General features: G+C 69.2%; 13 protein-coding genes. 4 read left to right on the forward strand and 9 right to left on the reverse strand.

All coding sequences use genetic code 11. From position 1 onward, the window contains the following. Positions 1–10 precede the first annotated feature (10 nt). From DIE02_RS19970 to DIE02_RS19985, 4 genes are all read right to left on the reverse strand, one after another. Entirely contained in the window at positions 11–973 is a 963-nt protein-coding gene (locus tag DIE02_RS19970; protein ID WP_124487390.1) for an AraC family transcriptional regulator, read from the reverse strand. A 31-nt stretch (positions 974–1,004) separates the two neighbouring features. Beyond that, positions 1,005–2,099: a porin gene (locus tag DIE02_RS19975; RefSeq protein WP_124487391.1), complete on the reverse strand. Its 1,095-nt coding sequence runs from the start codon at positions 2,097–2,099 to the stop codon at positions 1,005–1,007. Between the two features lie 88 nt (positions 2,100–2,187). Continuing rightward, positions 2,188–4,392, reverse strand: a complete 2,205-nt coding sequence (locus DIE02_RS19980) for a molybdopterin cofactor-binding domain-containing protein (protein ID WP_124521889.1) — start codon at positions 4,390–4,392, stop codon at positions 2,188–2,190. Further along, positions 4,376–4,816 carry a (2Fe-2S)-binding protein gene (locus DIE02_RS19985; protein ID WP_124487393.1) on the reverse strand — a complete coding sequence of 147 codons (441 nt, stop codon included), beginning with the start codon at positions 4,814–4,816 and terminating at the stop codon, positions 4,376–4,378. The genes DIE02_RS19980 and DIE02_RS19985 overlap by 17 nt, the downstream gene beginning before the upstream one ends. 276 nt (positions 4,817–5,092) lie before the next feature. Here DIE02_RS19985 and DIE02_RS19990 point away from each other — a divergent pair, with 276 nt between their 5' ends. Beyond that, the gene (locus DIE02_RS19990; RefSeq protein ID WP_409362226.1) at positions 5,093–5,476 is read left to right on the forward strand and encodes a VOC family protein; all 384 of its coding nucleotides are present in this window, start codon (positions 5,093–5,095) and stop codon (positions 5,474–5,476) included. Positions 5,477–5,580: 104 nt separating this feature from the next. Here DIE02_RS19990 and DIE02_RS19995 read toward each other — a convergent pair whose 3' ends face one another. Further along, on the reverse strand, positions 5,581–7,086 hold the full coding sequence (locus tag DIE02_RS19995; protein WP_124521891.1) for an NYN domain-containing protein: 1,506 nt from the start codon (positions 7,084–7,086) through the stop codon (positions 5,581–5,583). Positions 7,087–7,338: 252 nt separating this feature from the next. Here DIE02_RS19995 and DIE02_RS20000 point away from each other — a divergent pair, with 252 nt between their 5' ends. Beyond that, positions 7,339–7,968 carry an SDR family oxidoreductase gene (locus DIE02_RS20000; protein WP_124487395.1) on the forward strand — a complete coding sequence of 210 codons (630 nt, stop codon included), beginning with the start codon at positions 7,339–7,341 and terminating at the stop codon, positions 7,966–7,968. 107 nt (positions 7,969–8,075) lie between these two features. Here the strand turns inward: DIE02_RS20000 and DIE02_RS20005 are convergent, their stop codons facing one another. Continuing rightward, on the reverse strand, positions 8,076–8,627 hold the full coding sequence (locus DIE02_RS20005; protein ID WP_124487396.1) for a peroxiredoxin: 552 nt from the start codon (positions 8,625–8,627) through the stop codon (positions 8,076–8,078). A gap of 279 nt (positions 8,628–8,906) precedes the next feature. On the opposite strand from DIE02_RS20005, the gene cdpA reads away from it, so the two are divergent. After that, positions 8,907–10,646 carry a cyclic di-GMP phosphodiesterase CdpA gene (cdpA, locus tag DIE02_RS20010; RefSeq protein WP_193759872.1) on the forward strand — a complete coding sequence of 580 codons (1,740 nt, stop codon included), beginning with the start codon at positions 8,907–8,909 and terminating at the stop codon, positions 10,644–10,646. Positions 10,647–10,673: 27 nt separating this feature from the next. After that, positions 10,674–12,185: an HDOD domain-containing protein gene (locus tag DIE02_RS20015; RefSeq protein ID WP_124487397.1), complete on the forward strand. Its 1,512-nt coding sequence runs from the start codon at positions 10,674–10,676 to the stop codon at positions 12,183–12,185. A 78-nt stretch (positions 12,186–12,263) separates the two neighbouring features. On the opposite strand, the gene DIE02_RS20020 is transcribed toward DIE02_RS20015, so the two are convergent. The 3 genes from DIE02_RS20020 to astB form a co-directional block, all read right to left on the reverse strand. Next, complete coding sequence (locus DIE02_RS20020; RefSeq protein ID WP_044849131.1) at positions 12,264–13,058, reverse strand: ABC transporter substrate-binding protein; 795 nt, start codon at positions 13,056–13,058, stop codon at positions 12,264–12,266. 356 nt (positions 13,059–13,414) lie between these two features. Then, positions 13,415–14,473 carry a succinylglutamate desuccinylase gene (astE, locus tag DIE02_RS20030; protein WP_124487398.1) on the reverse strand — a complete coding sequence of 353 codons (1,059 nt, stop codon included), beginning with the start codon at positions 14,471–14,473 and terminating at the stop codon, positions 13,415–13,417. Next, positions 14,457–15,797 carry an N-succinylarginine dihydrolase gene (astB, locus tag DIE02_RS20035; RefSeq protein ID WP_044849129.1) on the reverse strand — a complete coding sequence of 447 codons (1,341 nt, stop codon included), beginning with the start codon at positions 15,795–15,797 and terminating at the stop codon, positions 14,457–14,459. Before astB ends, astE begins: the two co-directional genes overlap by 17 nt. Between the last annotated feature and the right edge of the window lie 12 nt (positions 15,798–15,809).

Consider the following 15,809-nt stretch of genomic DNA (forward strand, 5'->3'; position numbering starts at 1 on the left):
CGACGAGCCGTCATCCATGTCGCGCGAGGTCATACAGATCCTTTGCGTTGCGCGCATAGCGGCGCGGCGCCATTCCCGACCAGCGATGAAACGCGCGCGCAAATGCCTTCTCCGACGTGTAGCCGACCCGCTCGGCGACCTCGATCAGCCGCAGCTTGCCGTGCGCGAGCTCGCCGCTCGCCAGATACATCCGGTAGGCGGTCAGGTGGACGATCGGCGTCTCGCCGACCAGTTCCGCAAAACGCGCGCAAAAGCGCGAGCGCGACATGCCGGCCTCGGCCGCGAGACTCGCGAGCTGCCAGTTGCGGCGCGGGTCGCGGTGCATCAGCGCCATCGCACGGCCGATCTGCGGATCGGTCAGGCCGCGCAGCCAGCCCGTATGATTTGCCGACGACTGCAGGTGCGCGCGCAACAGCTGCACGAACAGCACGTCGGCGAGACGCGTCGCGGCGACGGCCCAGCCGGGCTGGCACGCCATCGACTCCTCGATGAAGCTCTGCAGCGTGCTCGCGAGCCAGGGCGCGACGGCCGCGTCGTTCGCGCGGACGTGGATCAGTGGCGGCAGCACGGATAACAGCGGGCTGCGCACGAGGTCGCGATAAATGACGATCCCGGTATAGAGGTCGCTGGTCGCGCCGCCGCCGCCCGCGGCAAATTCGAGCGGCGTGTCGAAGCGCGGCCGGATGCCCTTGTCCGCCATCAACGTATCGAACGGCACCGGTGGCTCGTCGAGCGACGACGCCATCACGTGCTCGTCGCCGTGCGGCAGCAGCACGAAGTCGCCCGGCCCCACGTGCACGGGCGCGGCACCGGCGACCGAGAGGAAGAACGGGCTGCCCGCGCAGGTGCGAAACGGTGCGCCCGCGACGGCCGGCTTGCGGATCGCCCACGGTGCGCTCAACGTGAAGCGCCCGGTGACGACCGCATCGGCCCGCAGATCGGCCAGCACGTCGCTGAGAAGATCAGTCGTCATCGTCGGAGTCTCCGTGGTGCGTGCCGCCGGCTCAAAAGCGCTGCTGGATGCCCGCCATCACGCCGACCTGGTTCCGGCCGGCGCCGACGGTGCCGCCGGCCGCCACCGCCGACGTGCCGAGTGCGCTGTTCGTCATATAGCCGACCGACGTATAGAGCATCGTACGCTTCGACAGGCTGTAATTGGCGCGCGCGACGAACAGGTTCGAGTCGTAGCGGCCGCGCAGCAGGTAGCGCACCGCCTGTGCGTCGAACGATAGCGCCGGCGTCGCGTAGACCGTGCCGCCCGCGAAGAAGATGTCCGACTGGCTGTGCGTCGCGGCCGCCGTGTTACGGCGGATCCAGCCCGCGCCGAGTTTCGCGATGCCGAATTTCACGTACGCGTCGACGATCGTGCGCGTGTCCGTATAGCCGGGGCTCGACAGCGGCGCCGACGCACCCGCGCCGCCGTGCATCACGTCGTACGAAGCGGCCGCGCCGAACTGCGGCGCGTCGTACGCGACCATCATCGTGTACTGGCGGCAGGCGACCGGATCGCCCGCCACGTTGCCCGCGCAGTTCGTGGCCGACGGGCCGGCCGGGCCCGCGCCGTCGCGCCCGGTGCTGTAGGTGCCGCCGAGCGTCAGGCCGCCGAAGTGGCCGAGATAGCCGACCGCGTTGTCGCTGCGCGCGTTCGGCAGATAGCTGTCGAAGCTCGCCATCGAATGAATCGACGGGCCGATCACGTCGGCGTTCAGCAGCACCAGCATCGACATGTTCATCTGCCGCCCGAGGGTGAGCGCCCCGTACGGCGATTCGATGCCGACGTTCGCCTGCCGGCCGAAGAGCCGGCCGCCGTAGTTCAGCGCGCCCGAGTTCAGCGCGAAGCCGTTCTCGAGCACGAAGAACACGCGATAGCCGCCGCCGAGATCCTCGACGCCGCGCAACCCGAAGCGCGACGGCACCTCGCCGGTCAGCGACGGCATGCCGGCGACCGAGCCGCCGCCCGCCGCGTTGTTGTAGTACTGGACGCCGGTATCGACGATGCCGTACAGCGTCACGCTGCTCTGCGCATGCGCGCCCGGCGACACGGCAGCGGCGGCCGCCGCGAACGAAACGGCCGTCGCGGCCGTGCGGAAGGTTTTCATGGAATTCTCCAGACCAGTCGTGTAGTTATGCTTGATATTGACCGGCGTCGCATCGCACGCCGCCGGCCTTGGGGGAACACCGGAAAGCTCAGGTCACGAGCGGCGTGGCGAACGGCATCGAGCGCGGCCGCTCGCCGGTCGCATGCCAGATCGCGTCGGCGACGGCCGGTGCGACCGGCGGCAACGCGACTTCGCCGCAGCCTTGCGGGTCGCGATCGCTGTCGACGATCACGACGTCGATCTTCGGCATCGCGGCCAGACCGAGCAGCGGGTAGTCCGCGAAATTGCGCTGCACGACCGCGCCGTGCGCGAACGTGATCTCGCTTCGGAACGTATTGGTCAGCGCGAAGCCGACGCCGCCTTCGACCATCTCGCGAATCAGCAGCGGATTGATCGCGCGGCCGCAGTCGATCCCGCACACGATCCGCTCGAGCTTCACGTTGCCGCCCGTCACGCGCACCTCGGCGATCGTCGCGACGTACGTGCGGAACGCGCCGCCGCGCCCCGTGTACAACGAATACGCGACGCCGCGCGACAGGCCGGCCGGCGCGCGGCCGAACCAGTTCGCGCGCGCGGCCGTCGCGTCGAGCACGCGCAGCGCGAGCGGGTCGTGCTTGAGCAACGCGCGCCGGTATCGCACGGGGTCGGCCCGCGCCGTGTGCGCGAGTTCGTTTACAAAGCTCTCGAGGAAAAACACCGTCGACGTGCTGCCGACGCTGCGCATGAAGCTGACCGGAATCGGCTGCATCACCGTGACCGAGTCGACCAGCAGGTTCGGCACGTCGTAGCAAAGGTCGTACAAGCCGTCGAGCATCGTCTCGTCCCAGGCACCCGCCTTCTCGTAGCGGTCGCGCTTGATCGCCGCATACAGCGAGTGGCCGGCGACGCGCGCATGCAGCGCGACCGGCAGCCCGTCGCTACCGAGCGCGGCGCGCAACCGCGCAGACGCGCACGGCCGATAGAAGCCGTGACGGATATCGTCCTCGCGCGAGCGGATCACCTTCACCGGCCGCCCCACCGCTTTCGACGCGACGGCCGCATGCACGACGAAATCGGGCACGTACTTGCGGCCGAAGCTGCCGCCGAGAAACGTCGTGTTGACGATGATGCGCTCGGCCGGCATGCCGAACAGCGCCGACAGCGCCCAGCGCACCTTGTCCTGCCCCTGGATCGGCCCCCACACCTCGATCTCGTCCGCCCGCACGTGCACGGTCGCGTTGACGGGCTCCATCGTCGCGTGAACGATGTACGGCGTGTGGTAGTCGGCTTCGACGAGCGTGCCGGCCTCGGCGAGCCGGCGAGCGGGCTCGCCGATCGTCGTCGCGACCGCCGCGTGCTCCGCCTGCAGCGCGCCCTTGCACTGCGCGAGAATCGTCGCGCTGTCGAACGCCGGCGTCGGGCCCGCATCCCACACGATGTCCGCCGCATCGCACGCCTTCTTCGCCTGCCAGTAGGTGTGCGCGACAACGATCACCGCGTCCTTCGCGAGCACGACGTCCGCGACGCCGGGCATCGCACGCAACGCATCGCGATTGTTCACGGCCGTCGGCCGGCCGTTCAGCGTCGGCGCCATCGCCAGCGCGCCGACCAGCATATCGGGCACCTGCACGTCGATGCCGTAGATCGCGCTGCCGTCGACTTTCGCGGGCACGTCGAGCTTGTGCAGCGGACGACCGATCAGCGTGTGCGCGGATTCCGGCTTCAGGCGCGGCTGCGGGTCGTGCGGCAGCTTCGCGGCGGCATCGACGAGTTCGCCATATGACAGCGACCGGCCGCTCGGCGCATGGATGACACGGCCGTCGCGCGTCACGCACTGCGTGTCGCGCACGCCGAGCCGCGCGGCACCGGCCCGCAGGAACGCCGAGCGCGCCTGCGCGCCCGCGATGCGCAGCCGCGTGTAGAACATCGTCGCCGACATCGATGCGCCGACGAACTGCTGCGGCGCCTCGTTCGCGGCGTCGATCCGGTACGCGTCGCGCCCCGTGACGAATTCGATCGTCACGCTGCGCCAGTCAGCATCCATCTCGTCGGCGAGCACCTGCGGCAGCCCCGTGTAGACGCCCTGCCCGACTTCGGCTTGCGACAGGCCGATGATCGTCGTGCCGTCAGCGTCGACGCGCACCCAGTCGTTGATCTCGCGAAAGCGTGCGCCGTCGCCGGCCGCCTGCACGACGTCGCCGATCGCGAGCGGCAGCAGCAGGCTGCCCGCCAGCGCGACGCCGCCCTTCAGGAATACGCGCCGCGATGCATTCGGCGTGTGCCGCACCCGCACCGCGTCAGCCGGCCGCGACATGGATGGCCTCGCGAATGCGTTGATAGGTCGCGCAGCGGCACAGGTTCGTGACGGCCTGGTCGATCTGCGCGTCGGTCGGCTTGCGATGCCGCGCGAGTAGCGCGGCGGTGGCCATCACCATCCCCGACTGGCAGTAGCCACACTGCGGCACGTCCTTCTCGATCCACGCGCGCTGCACCGGGTGTGAGCGATCGTGCGACAGCCCCTCGATCGTCGTGACCGCGCGACCCGCGACGCTCGCGGCCGGCAGCACGCACGAGCGTGCGGCCTCGCCGTCGAGATGCACGGTGCAGGCACCGCACGCGCCGATGCCGCAGCCGTATTTGGTGCCGGTGAGCCGGGCCGTGTCGCGTATGACCCACAGCAGCGGCGTATCGGGATCGCCGTCGAAATCGAACGGCTGGCCGTTCAGCGTGAAGCGCATCGTCTGTCTCCCTGTTGCGCATCGCCGGTTCGTCATCCGGCGGATGGCGGCGATGGTTGACAGGGATTCTTGGCGGCGCAAAAAGCCACGCCAATGACCTTTGCTCCCGAAAAAGTAGCCGATCGTCCAGATCGTTGCAGACGACGATTCGCTGATGGCCGCCGCACCAGCCGCCGTCGTGGCCGCCGCGCTCGCCGCCCATCCGGCTTGCACGCCGGCGGTGATCGACTATCGTGTGTTCATGCCCACCCTCGCGCCCCGTCCCGGGGACCCGCCATGAACGTCCAGCTGAACCATACGATCGTCTGGTGCCGCGACAAGCACGCATCGAGCCGCTTCCTCACCGAACTTCTGGAACTGCCGCCGCCGACGCCGTTCGGCGCGATGCTGGTCGTCCGGCTCGACAACGGCGTGTCGCTCGATTTTTATGAAAAAGAGGGGGAGATCACGGCCCAGCACTACGCGTTCCTGACCGACGAGGCCGGCTTCGATCGCGTGTTCGCGCGCATTCGTGCGCGCGGCCTGCCGCACTGGGCGGATCCGGCGAAGCGGCAGCCCGGTGAGATCTACCGCCATGACGGCGGTCGTGGTGTGTATTTCGACGATCCGGACGGTCACTTCCTCGAGGTGATGACGCGGCCGTACGTGCTGAACGGATAACGAAGCGCGTCGGCCGGTGTTGCACCGGCCGACGCGGCGGCACGGGCAGCGCCCTCGGTCGGACGCCGTCCCGCCCGGACGCCCGCTGACGCCCGCTGACTCCGTTACTCGGCGGCGGCAGCCGTCTTGCGCGGACGGCGCGCGCGGGTCGCCGTCTTGCGGGCCGGCTTCTTCGGCTTGGCGCCGGCTGCTGCGTCGGCGGCCGCTTCAACGGTCGATTCGGCGGTCGGTGCGGCTTCGTGCGACGGCTGCGCGGCAGCCGCCGAGGCACCGTACTCGCCGGCCGTCGGCGCCGCGTGCTGCGCCGCGACGTGCCGGTCCTCGCCGTGCTCCGCGTCGCGATGTGTCGCTTCTGCATGCTTGCCTTCCGCATGCTTGTCGCCACCGTGCTTCGCACCGCCGTGCGCGGCCTCGTCCGGATTCGCCGCCGTGTGACGGCCGGCCCCCTTCGCATCGCCCGCCTGCTTCACGCCGGCCTTCTTCGCCCCCGCCTTCTTCGCCGCGGTCTTGCGCGCGCGCTTGCGGCCATCCTTCGCGTCACCGTGCGTGTCGGTCGCTTCATTCGCGTCGGCCGTCGCGGCCGGCACGAGCGCCGCTTCGTTCACGAAGTCGACGACGTCCGCGTCGTCGGCATCGGCCCGCACGCTTTCACCGACAGCCGCTTCCGCCTGCTGCCCGCGGCGTCGCGGCTCGCGCTCGGCCGTTGCGGCTTCCCCGTGGCGCCCGCCGTGACCGTGCTGCGCGCCGCCCGTATCGCGCGCCGCCGCCACCGGCTCGGCCGCCGCCGCGGACTGGCGCGGCCGCGACACGAACGCGCCCGACTTGTCGTCGCGTCCCACCTCGAGCAGGCCGCGCGCCTGCGCTTCGTCGAGCAGGTTGCCGAATGCGCGGAAACCGTAATACGACTCGTTGAAGTCCGGCTTGCGGCGCTTGATCGCGCTCTTGAGCACCGACGCCCAGATCTTGCCGACGTCGTCGCGCTCCGACGCCAGCGCATCGAACGTCTCGACCGCGAGCGCGATCGCCTCGCTGCGGCGCACTTCCAGTTCCGGCTTGCGCGACGGCTCGTCGGCGCGCTTCGCGCCGCCGTTGCCGGTGCGCTGCTGTTCGCGCTTCGCCAGCGCGCGCTGCTGCTCGCGCACCAGGTCGTCGTAGAAAATGAATTCGTCGCAGTTCGCGACCAGCAGGTCCGACGTCGACTTCTTCACGCCGACCCCGATCACCTTCTTCGCGTTCTCGCGCAGCTTCGACACGAGCGGCGAGAAATCCGAGTCGCCGCTGATGATCACGAACGTATCGACGTGCGACTTCGTGTAGCAGAGATCGAGCGCGTCCACGACGAGCCGGATGTCGGCCGAATTCTTGCCCGACTGGCGCACGTGCGGAATCTCGATCAGCTCGAAGCTCGCCTCGTGCATCGAGGCCTTGAAGCCCTTGTAGCGCTCCCAGTCGCAATACGCCTTCTTCACGACGATGCTGCCCTTCAGCAGCAGCCGCTCCAGGACGGGCTTGATGTCGAATTTCTCGTACTTCGCGTCGCGCACGCCGAGCGCGACGTTCTCGAAGTCGCAGAATACGGCCATGCTGACGTTGTCCAGGGGTAATGCCATGTGTACTCCAACCGGTTGGTCGCCGCGTTGTATTGCCTGGCGGCGAAAAATGCATCGCGCACATGATAGCCGGTCGGCGGGGCGATTCCGCGATCCGTGCGCGCGAGCGCGCGGAGACGGGGCGCCGCGCCGGCCGTTTCGGTGCGGTACAGCCCCAATTACCCGAGCGCCGCCGCCCCGATCGACATACACTTGAGTATCGGTCGTCCGTCCCTATCTGGAAGGACGACGCATCGAGCAAGGAGCGGTTTCATGACGACGAAGGTATTGCTGATTGGCGCGACCGGCCGCACCGGCCGGGCCTGCGCGGATCTGCTGCTGGAGCAGCCGGAATTCGAGGTGACTGCGCTGGTGCGCCGGCACGGCTATGCGCTGCCGGGCGCGAAGGTCGTCGAGGCCGATCTGACGGGCGATTTCTCGCACGCGTTCCAGGGCATCACGCACGTGATCTACGCGGCCGGCTCGGCGGAATCGGAAGGCGCCGCCGAAGAGGAGCAGATCGACCGCGACGCGGTCGCGCGCGCGGCCGAGCATGCGCTCGCCTACAACGTGCAGAAGCTGGTCGTGATCAGTTCGCTGACCGCGTACTGGCCGGAGCGCAGCGGCGACGCGCTGCGCCACTACTCGCAGATGAAGCGCGAAGGTGACGACCGCGTGATCGCGTCGGGCATCGATTACGTGATCCTGCGCCCCGGCCCGCTCGCGGACGGCCCGGGCGTCGGCAAGATCGCGCTGACCGAGGAGCCGCTCGACGCAGCGCCGCCGGTGTCGCGCCAGGATGTCGCGTGGGCCGCGATCGAGGCGATCAAGCTGGGCATTTCGCGCAAGGTCATCGGCTTCGTCGGCGGCAGCGTGCCGATCGAACAGGCATTGCGCGCCTGACGCTTGCCCGGCCTGCCCGCGCCGCCACGGGGCGGCCGCGTGTCATCGCGCCTGCGGCCCGCGAAGCGGGCCGCTTTACGGCGGGCTGACCGCCTGCGGATGGCTGCTTACGGCTTCGGATGCGCGTCGGCCCACGCCTTCACCGCGCCGAGCGTGTTCTCGACATGCTTGTCGGGCGACAGGCTCGTATATTCGTACAACACCTTCCCTTCCGGCGAAATCACGTAGGACACGCGGTTCGCGCGATCGAGCGCGGGCAGCTTCGCGTCGTATTCGCGGATGATCTTCGCGTCCGGATCGGCCGCGACCGGGAACTTGCTGCGGCACTCGCTCACCGAGAACTTCGTCAGCGTGTCGATGTTGTCCGCGGATACGCCGATCACCGTCGCGCCGTAAGCCTTGTAACGATCGACCGCATCCGCGAACGCATGCGCCTCGATGGTGCAGCCCTTCGTGAACGCGGCCGGGTAGAAGTACAGCACGACCGGTCCGTGCTTCAGCGCATCGGCCAGCGAGTACGTGTAAGTCTTGCCGCCCAGCGACGCCTGCGTCGTGAAAGGGGGCGCCGCGTCGCCCGGCTTCAGTTCCGCCAGCGCGACCCGCGCATGGCCGGCCACCAGCAGCGCCGCCGCGGCGCCCACCCATAGTTTTCGCTTCATCTGCGTCCTCATTTCTTATAAAGTCAGCCTCGATGTAGGCCGTATCGGCGTTCGCCTGTCGAACGCCGATGTGCGCGACCCGGTCCAGCGGCCGTGCCAGCCGCGGCCGGCCGGTTAAAGATTTCGCGCAGCCTGCCGTTATTTCTTCCGGACAACCAGTTCCAGCCCTTCACGTCAGCGAGACACATGGAAGCCAACAGGAAACAGACGCCACGCAAGGGCTCCTGGCGCAATGCCTTGCATACGCTGCGCCGCTTCGCCTGGTCGGGCGGCGCGCTGATGCCTGCGCGCGCCGGCGCGCCGCGCCGCGACGACACCGTGCGCAACTGGCTGGAACAGACGGTCGGCACGGTGGACTTCCTCGCCCATGTCGACCGCGAGCTGCGTTTCCTGTACGTGTCCGATGCGAGCCTGCGCTTCATCGGCTATCACCGCGACTACCTGCACACGCTGACGCTGCGCGACCTGATCGCGGAACAGGATACCGCGACGCTCGAAGGCCTGCTTGCACGCGCCGCGCGCTCCGGCCAGGTCGAGAAGGCGACGATGTGCATCGTCAAGTCGCTCACCTATCCGCTCGACGTCGAGGTCCGCGCGTTCAAGAGCCGCCACCACGGCGTCGACGGCTTCGCGATCGCGGCGTTCGACGTGTCGGCCTGGCGTGCGCTCGAGGCCCGCCTGACGTACGAGATGCACCACGACCCGATGACGGGGCTCGGCAACCTGTCCGCACTCGTGCCGGCGCTGATGCGCGCCCAGCAGGCCGCCGACGAAAGCGGCACCTGTGCCGCCCTGCTGCTGCTCGACCTCGACGACTACCAGCGCATCAACCGCGCGCTCGGCTACGACGCCGGCGACACGCTGTTGCGCGACACCGCGCAGCGGCTGCAGGCGCTCGTCGCGCCCGGCGAGCAACTCGCGCGTGTCGCGAGCGACAAGTTCGCGGTCGTGCTCACCGCACCGGACCGCGCACACGCGAGCAATGCCGCGGACGCGCTCGCGCGCCGGCTGCAGGCCGCGGTGCGCGAACCTTACGCGTACCAGGGGCAGACCGTCCACCTGTCCGCGAGCATCGGCATCGCCGTGTACCCGGACGAACGGGCTGCGCCCCATCGCGCGCAGCATCACAGCCCGCTGCTGCGCCGCGCCGACCACGCCCTCGCGCAGGCGAAGGCCTCGGGCGGCAACGCGCTCGCGTTTCACGCGCCGGTCGACGATCCGGCCGACGCCGAGCGGCTCAAGCTCGAAGCCGACCTGTACGACGGCGTGCGCAACGGCGAGTTCTCGCTCCACTTCCAGCCGATCACGCGCAGCCAGTCGGGGGCGGTGGACGGCGTCGAGGCGCTGATCCGCTGGCGTCATCCGGTGCACGGCCTCGTGCCGCCGGCGACCTTCATTCCGCTCGCCGAATCGATCGGCCTGATCAACTATCTCGGCAACTGGGTGCTCAAGGCCGCGTGCATGCAGCTCGTCGCCTGGGATCGCCAGGGGCTCGCGCTGCAGTACGTGGCGGTCAACGTGTCGCCGCAGCAGTTCCGCGACCCGCGCTTCACGCAGAGCGTGCGCGAGGCGATCGCGCTGACGGGCATCGATCCGCGCCGCATCGTGCTGGAAATCACCGAAAGCCTGCTGATGCACGACCCCGTGCAGGCAAAGGGGCTGCTCGAGGAGCTGACCGAGCTCGGCATCCGCTTCGCGATCGACGATTTCGGCACCGGCTATTCGAGCCTCGCCTACCTGCAGCGCTTCCCGCTCGCGAAGCTGAAGATCGACCGCAGCTTCGTCGAGAACCTGCTGACGTCGCGCAACGACCGCGCGATCGTGTCGGCGGTGGTCGGCCTCGCGCAGACGCTCGATCTCGAACTCGTCGCGGAAGGCGTCGAGACCGAGGCACAGCGCGAACTGCTGACCGAGATGGGCTGCAACCACATCCAGGGCTGGCTCGTGTGCCAGGCGCTGCCGTCCGAGGAACTCGCACGGCGCTTCGAGGCGCAGCAGCTGCGCCTGCACGCCGCCTGACGCGCGCGGCGAACCGGATAGATCCGTATGTCAATCACCGCACACCTGCCCCGCACGGCGCTGCTCGACAAGCTGTGGGCCCGGATGAACGAACGGGGCGACTTCCCGCTGCTGTCGGAATCGCTGCGCGCGACGATGGCCGCGATGAAGAACGACGACCTCGACTTCACCGCGCTCGTGCGCGTCGTGCTGTCGGATTTCGCGCTCACGCAGAAAGTCCTGCGGCTCGCCAATTCCGCGATGTACATGGCGTTCGGCGGCAACATCACGACCGTCACGCGGGCGCTGATGGTGCTCGGCATGGACACGGTCGGCCATCTGGTCGTCGGGCTGAAGCTCGTCGACCACTTCCACCACAGCACGCCGCGCCGCATCGACGCGAAGCTCGAGCTGAACCGCGCGCTGCTGTCCGGCTGCGTCGCGCGCAAGCTCACCGAGCATGCGGAGCTGCGCGGCGGCGAGGAAGCCGTCGTCTGCACGCTGATGCGCCAGGTCGGCAAGCTGCTGGTGGTCTGCTACCTCGACAGCGAATGGGACCGGATCCGCCGTCGCGCCGCCGAGCTGGACGGCGACGATGCGGCCGCGTGCATCGACGTGCTCGGCGTCGGCTTCGACGAGATCGGTATCGAGGCCGCCGCGAACTGGCGGCTGCCCGACGTGATCCGCGCCGGGATGGCCGACGGCGACGGCAGTACCGCGCATGCCGCGAGCCTCGACGAGGACGATGACGACGCCGATCGCCAGCGCTCCCGCGACGCGTGCGCCGACGACAGCCCCGGCCGCGTACGCTGGCTGCGCGCGGTGAGCCGCTGCTCGACCGATGTCGCCGGTGCGCTCGCGATGCCCGCGGGGCCGCAGCGCGACGCGCACATCGCGGTGCTCGCGCAGCACTACGGCCAGGAGCTGGACATCGACGCCGACGCGCTGGTGGCGATCGCCGACCGGCTCGCATCCGAGGAAGCGAGCGACACCGTGATGCGCGAGATCGTCGAGTTGCGCGCGAACGCCGACGCGATCGCGCGGGCGCAGCCCGATCCCGAGGCATGCCTCGAGGCCGGTCTCGCGGACCTGCGCGCGCTGCCGTCCGAGCACGTGCTGACGCCGGTGCTCGCGCTCGCGTCGGAAAGCCTGCTCGCGGGCCTCGCGTTCACGCGCACCGTGATGTTCGTGCGCCGGGAAGACGGCGCGTTCGCCGCGCGTCTCGGCTTCGGCCCGGGCGTCGATGCGGCGCTCGACCGGCTGTGCTTCGACGAGCGCTTCGAGCCGGACGTATTCCATCTCGCGATCACGAACTCGGTCGGCATCTTCATCGAGCAGGCGCAGGACCCGAAGATGGTGAAGCGCCTGCCCGCGTGGTATCTCGACGCGCTTCCGGACACGCGCGCGTTCGTGCTTCTGCCGGTGCGCGTCGGCGCGAAAACGGTCGGCCTGCTGTACGGCGACTGGGCCGGCGCGCAGCCGGCGCGCAAGATCACGCAGCAGGAGATGAGCGTGCTCAACGAACTCGCGCGCGAACTGGGGCGGTTCTTTCCCGCGTAATCGGCGTGATGCGGGCGGCGCCCCAAAAGCAAACCGGCCGCAAAAGCGGCCGGCTGCAGGTACGACGGATCGAAATGCTTACTTGAGCGTGACCGGCACGCTGAAGTACTTCTTCGCGAGGTTGTCGATCGTGCCGTCGGCCTTCAGTTCCTTCAGCGCCTGATCGAGCGCGGTCTTCAGCGCCGCGTCGTTCTTGCGCAGACCGAAGCCGACGCCCGAACCGAGGATCTCGGCATCGCTGACCGTTCCGCCGGCGAAGCCGAAGCCCTGGCCTTGCGGCTTCGACAGGAAGCCCTTCGAGCCCGCCTCCGAATCCTGGAACGCCGCGTCGAGACGGCCCGACTTCAGGTCGGCGTAGGCCAGGTCCTGCGTCTGGTACGGCACGACTTCGACGCCGGCCGGCGCCCACTTCTTCTTCGCGTACGCTTCCTGGATCGTGCCCTGCAGCACGCCGACGCGCTTGCCCTTCAGTGCTTGCGGGGTCGGCTGCAGGCCGCTGCCCTGCTTCGCGATCAGCTGGTTCGGGATCGTGTAGATCGGATCGGTGAACGCGATCGCGTGCTTGCGCTGGTCGGTGATCGTCATGTCCGAGTTGATCGCGTCGAACTTGCGCGCCTGCAGCGCGGGGATCAGGCCGTCGAAGTCGTTCTCGACCCACACGCACTTCGTCTTCAGCTTCGCGCACACCGCGTTGCCGATGTCGATGTCGAAGCCGGTCAGCTTGCCGTCGGGCGTCTTGTATTCGAACGGCGCGTACGAGGCCTCGACGCCGAACCGGATCTCCTTCAGATCCGCTGCCATCGCGCTGCCTGCCGCCACGGCCGATGCCGCCACTACCGCGTGCGCGGCCACTTTACGCCAATCCAACTTCATCAGGTGTTCTCCTCGATACTCGAATGTTCCGGAACTACGGGCGCATGCATCATCGCAGGGTCGGATGGCGACGCCAATGCCGATGCCGCGCCTTGATGCGGCGCAACAGCCGCAAGGCCGCGATTGTACCAATCCGCGCGGCCCGGCACGGCAAAGCGGCCGCCGGCCCGCGATGCTGCGCTGCGTGCGCGATGACGGCAGGATGCGCCGTCGAACTTGCAAGACGATGTCGCAAATACGCAAGCGCGACGCACGGGCCGTCTGCGCGGCATGCGGGCGTCGATCGCAAAAAAGGGAAATGCGGCCGGACGATGCGCGTGCCGCGGCCCCCGCAGCCACGCGCCACCGGCCTTGGATCAGACGAGTGCGGCCAGCGTCTCGCGCGTCGTATCGACCACCAGCAGCCCCGCGCGCAGGCCCGGCTTCACGGCCGGATTCGGAAACACGATGCGCTCCTCGTCGTGCTGCACCGTGTAGCGGTAGTCGCCGTCCTGCGCGAGTACCGTGCCGCGCGCGAACGCGGTGAAATTCGCGACGTCGGCCGCGACGAACAGCTCGAGCGCATCGCTCTGCTTCGTGATCTGGTCGATCACGGTGAACACGCGCGGCAACGCGGCGTCGACGTCGCGCGGCGCACCGGACACGAGCTTGCGCACCGCACGGTCCGCCGGCGCGAAGCGCGACAGGTCGTTCTGGCCGAACGGCCGCACCTTGCCGAGTTCGAGCGTGCACGCGAGCGCGCCGCAGTGCTCGGCCGTGTAATGCGAATACGTGTTGCCCTTCGCGGTATGCAGCAGCACGGCCGCGATGCGCGCATCGCCGAGCCATTCGACCATCTTGCGGGCAGGCGGCGTGCCCGTGTGCGGCAGCAGCGCGAACTGTTCGAACACCGATGCGCGGATCGCCGTGTGCATGTCGACGTGCCAGCGCGCGCTGCCGGCCGGCGCGGCCGCGAAGAACGCGGCGGCCGCCGCTTCGAGCTGCACCGCGCGCGGCGCTTCGCGGCTCGCGGGCACTTGCGCGTGACGGCCGCTGAACAGGCGGTTCAGGTCGTCGTCGAGATAGCGTGCGCCCGCGCGCATGGCCGGCACGTTGCCGAGCACGACGAGCAGGCGGCACGCGAGCGGCAACGTGCCCGCCGCGAGATCGCGCACGAGCATCGACAGCAGCTCGATCGGCGCGGTCTCGTCGCCATGCACGCCGGCCGACACGAGCACGCTCGCACGCGCCGCAGCGCCCGCTTCATCCGCTACCGGCTCGAGCGCGAGCAGCCCGTCGCCGAGCCAATGCCAGCGCACCGCGCCGTTCGCGCACGTGCCGACCTTCACGGCCGGCGCGTCGCCCGCGAGCGTGAACGCGAGGAAGTCGTCGAGCAGCACGGCGGCCGGCACGCGGGACTCAGCGCTGGAAGTCATACAGCGAGCCGACGCGCAGGATCTGCGTGAGCTCGTCGAGCGCCGTGCGCGATTCGTCGAGCAGCGTCGGATCGGCGAGGTCTTCCGGTGCGAGACGGTCGCGGTAGTGCTTTTCGATCCACGCGTCGAGCGACGCGAACAGCGTGTCGTTGATCCACACGTTCGACGTGACGGCCGCACGCTCGGCGTCGTTCAGCACGACGCGCAGGCGCAGGCAAGCCGGGCCGCCGCCGTTCTTCATGCTTTCGCGCAGGTCGAACACGAGCACGTCGCGGATCGGGCCGTTGCCGGCCGCGAGCTGGTCGAGATAGGCGGCAACGTTCGCGTTCTCGCGGCATTCCTGCGGCACGACGAGCACCTGCGAGCCGTCCGCGCGCGACAGCAGCTGGCTGTTGAACAGGTACGACGTGACCGCATCGTTCACGCTCACGGCCGCATCGGGCACCTCGATCACGTTCAGCCGCGCGCCGCGCGCGTCGAGCGTGGCCGTCAGCGTGTCGTAGATCGCCTGCTTGTTGACGAACGCGCGCTCGTGCGTGAACAGCGTGTCGCGGTTGCCGACCGAGATCACGTCGTTGTGGAACACGCCTGCATCGATCACGTCCGGATCCTGCTGCGCATAGACCGTCGCCGTTTCGGCGAGACCGTGGCGATGCGCAACCGCGCGGCTCGCCTCGAAGGTCTGGCGCGCCGGGAAGCGCTTCGGCTCCACGCCGCGGCGGTATTCCGCGCGGCCGTACACGAAGAACTCGACGCCGGGCAGGCCGTATTCGGCGCAAAAGCGCGTGTGGTTGGCCGCGCCCTCGTCGCCGAGTGCCGGCGTGCCCGTCAGCGCCTCGTGCACCGCGAAGTGCGCGGGATCGGCGAACAGCGTCGACAGCGTGCGGCGCGTCGCTTCGTGCTCGATCGCGCGATGCAGCTTGCTGCACAGGTTGGCCGGCGTGAAGTGCACGCGGCCGTCGCTCGTGTCGGCCGACGGGCTGACGGTCGCCGCGTTCGCGGTCCACATCGCCGACGCCGAGCTCGCCGCGGCGAGCAGCTCGGGCGCCTGCTTCGCGGCCTTCGCGATCACGTCCGCATCCTTGCCGGAGAAGCCGAGCTCGCGCAGCAGGCGCAGCGACGGACGCTCCTGCGGCGGCAGCACGCCTTGCGCGAAGCCGAGGTCCGCGAGCTGCTTCATCTTGCGCAGCCCCTGCTTCGCGGCGGCCTTCGGATTCGCGGCCGACTTCTCGTTGTTGAGCGACGCCACGTTGCCGAACGACAGCCCGGCGTAGTTGTGGGTCGGGCCGACGAGTCCGTCGAAATTGGCTTCTTGTGCGTTCATCGTCGTTCCCTC

The organism is Burkholderia sp. Bp8991, from assembly GCF_003853795.1.
GTDB lineage: Bacteria > Pseudomonadota > Gammaproteobacteria > Burkholderiales > Burkholderiaceae > Burkholderia.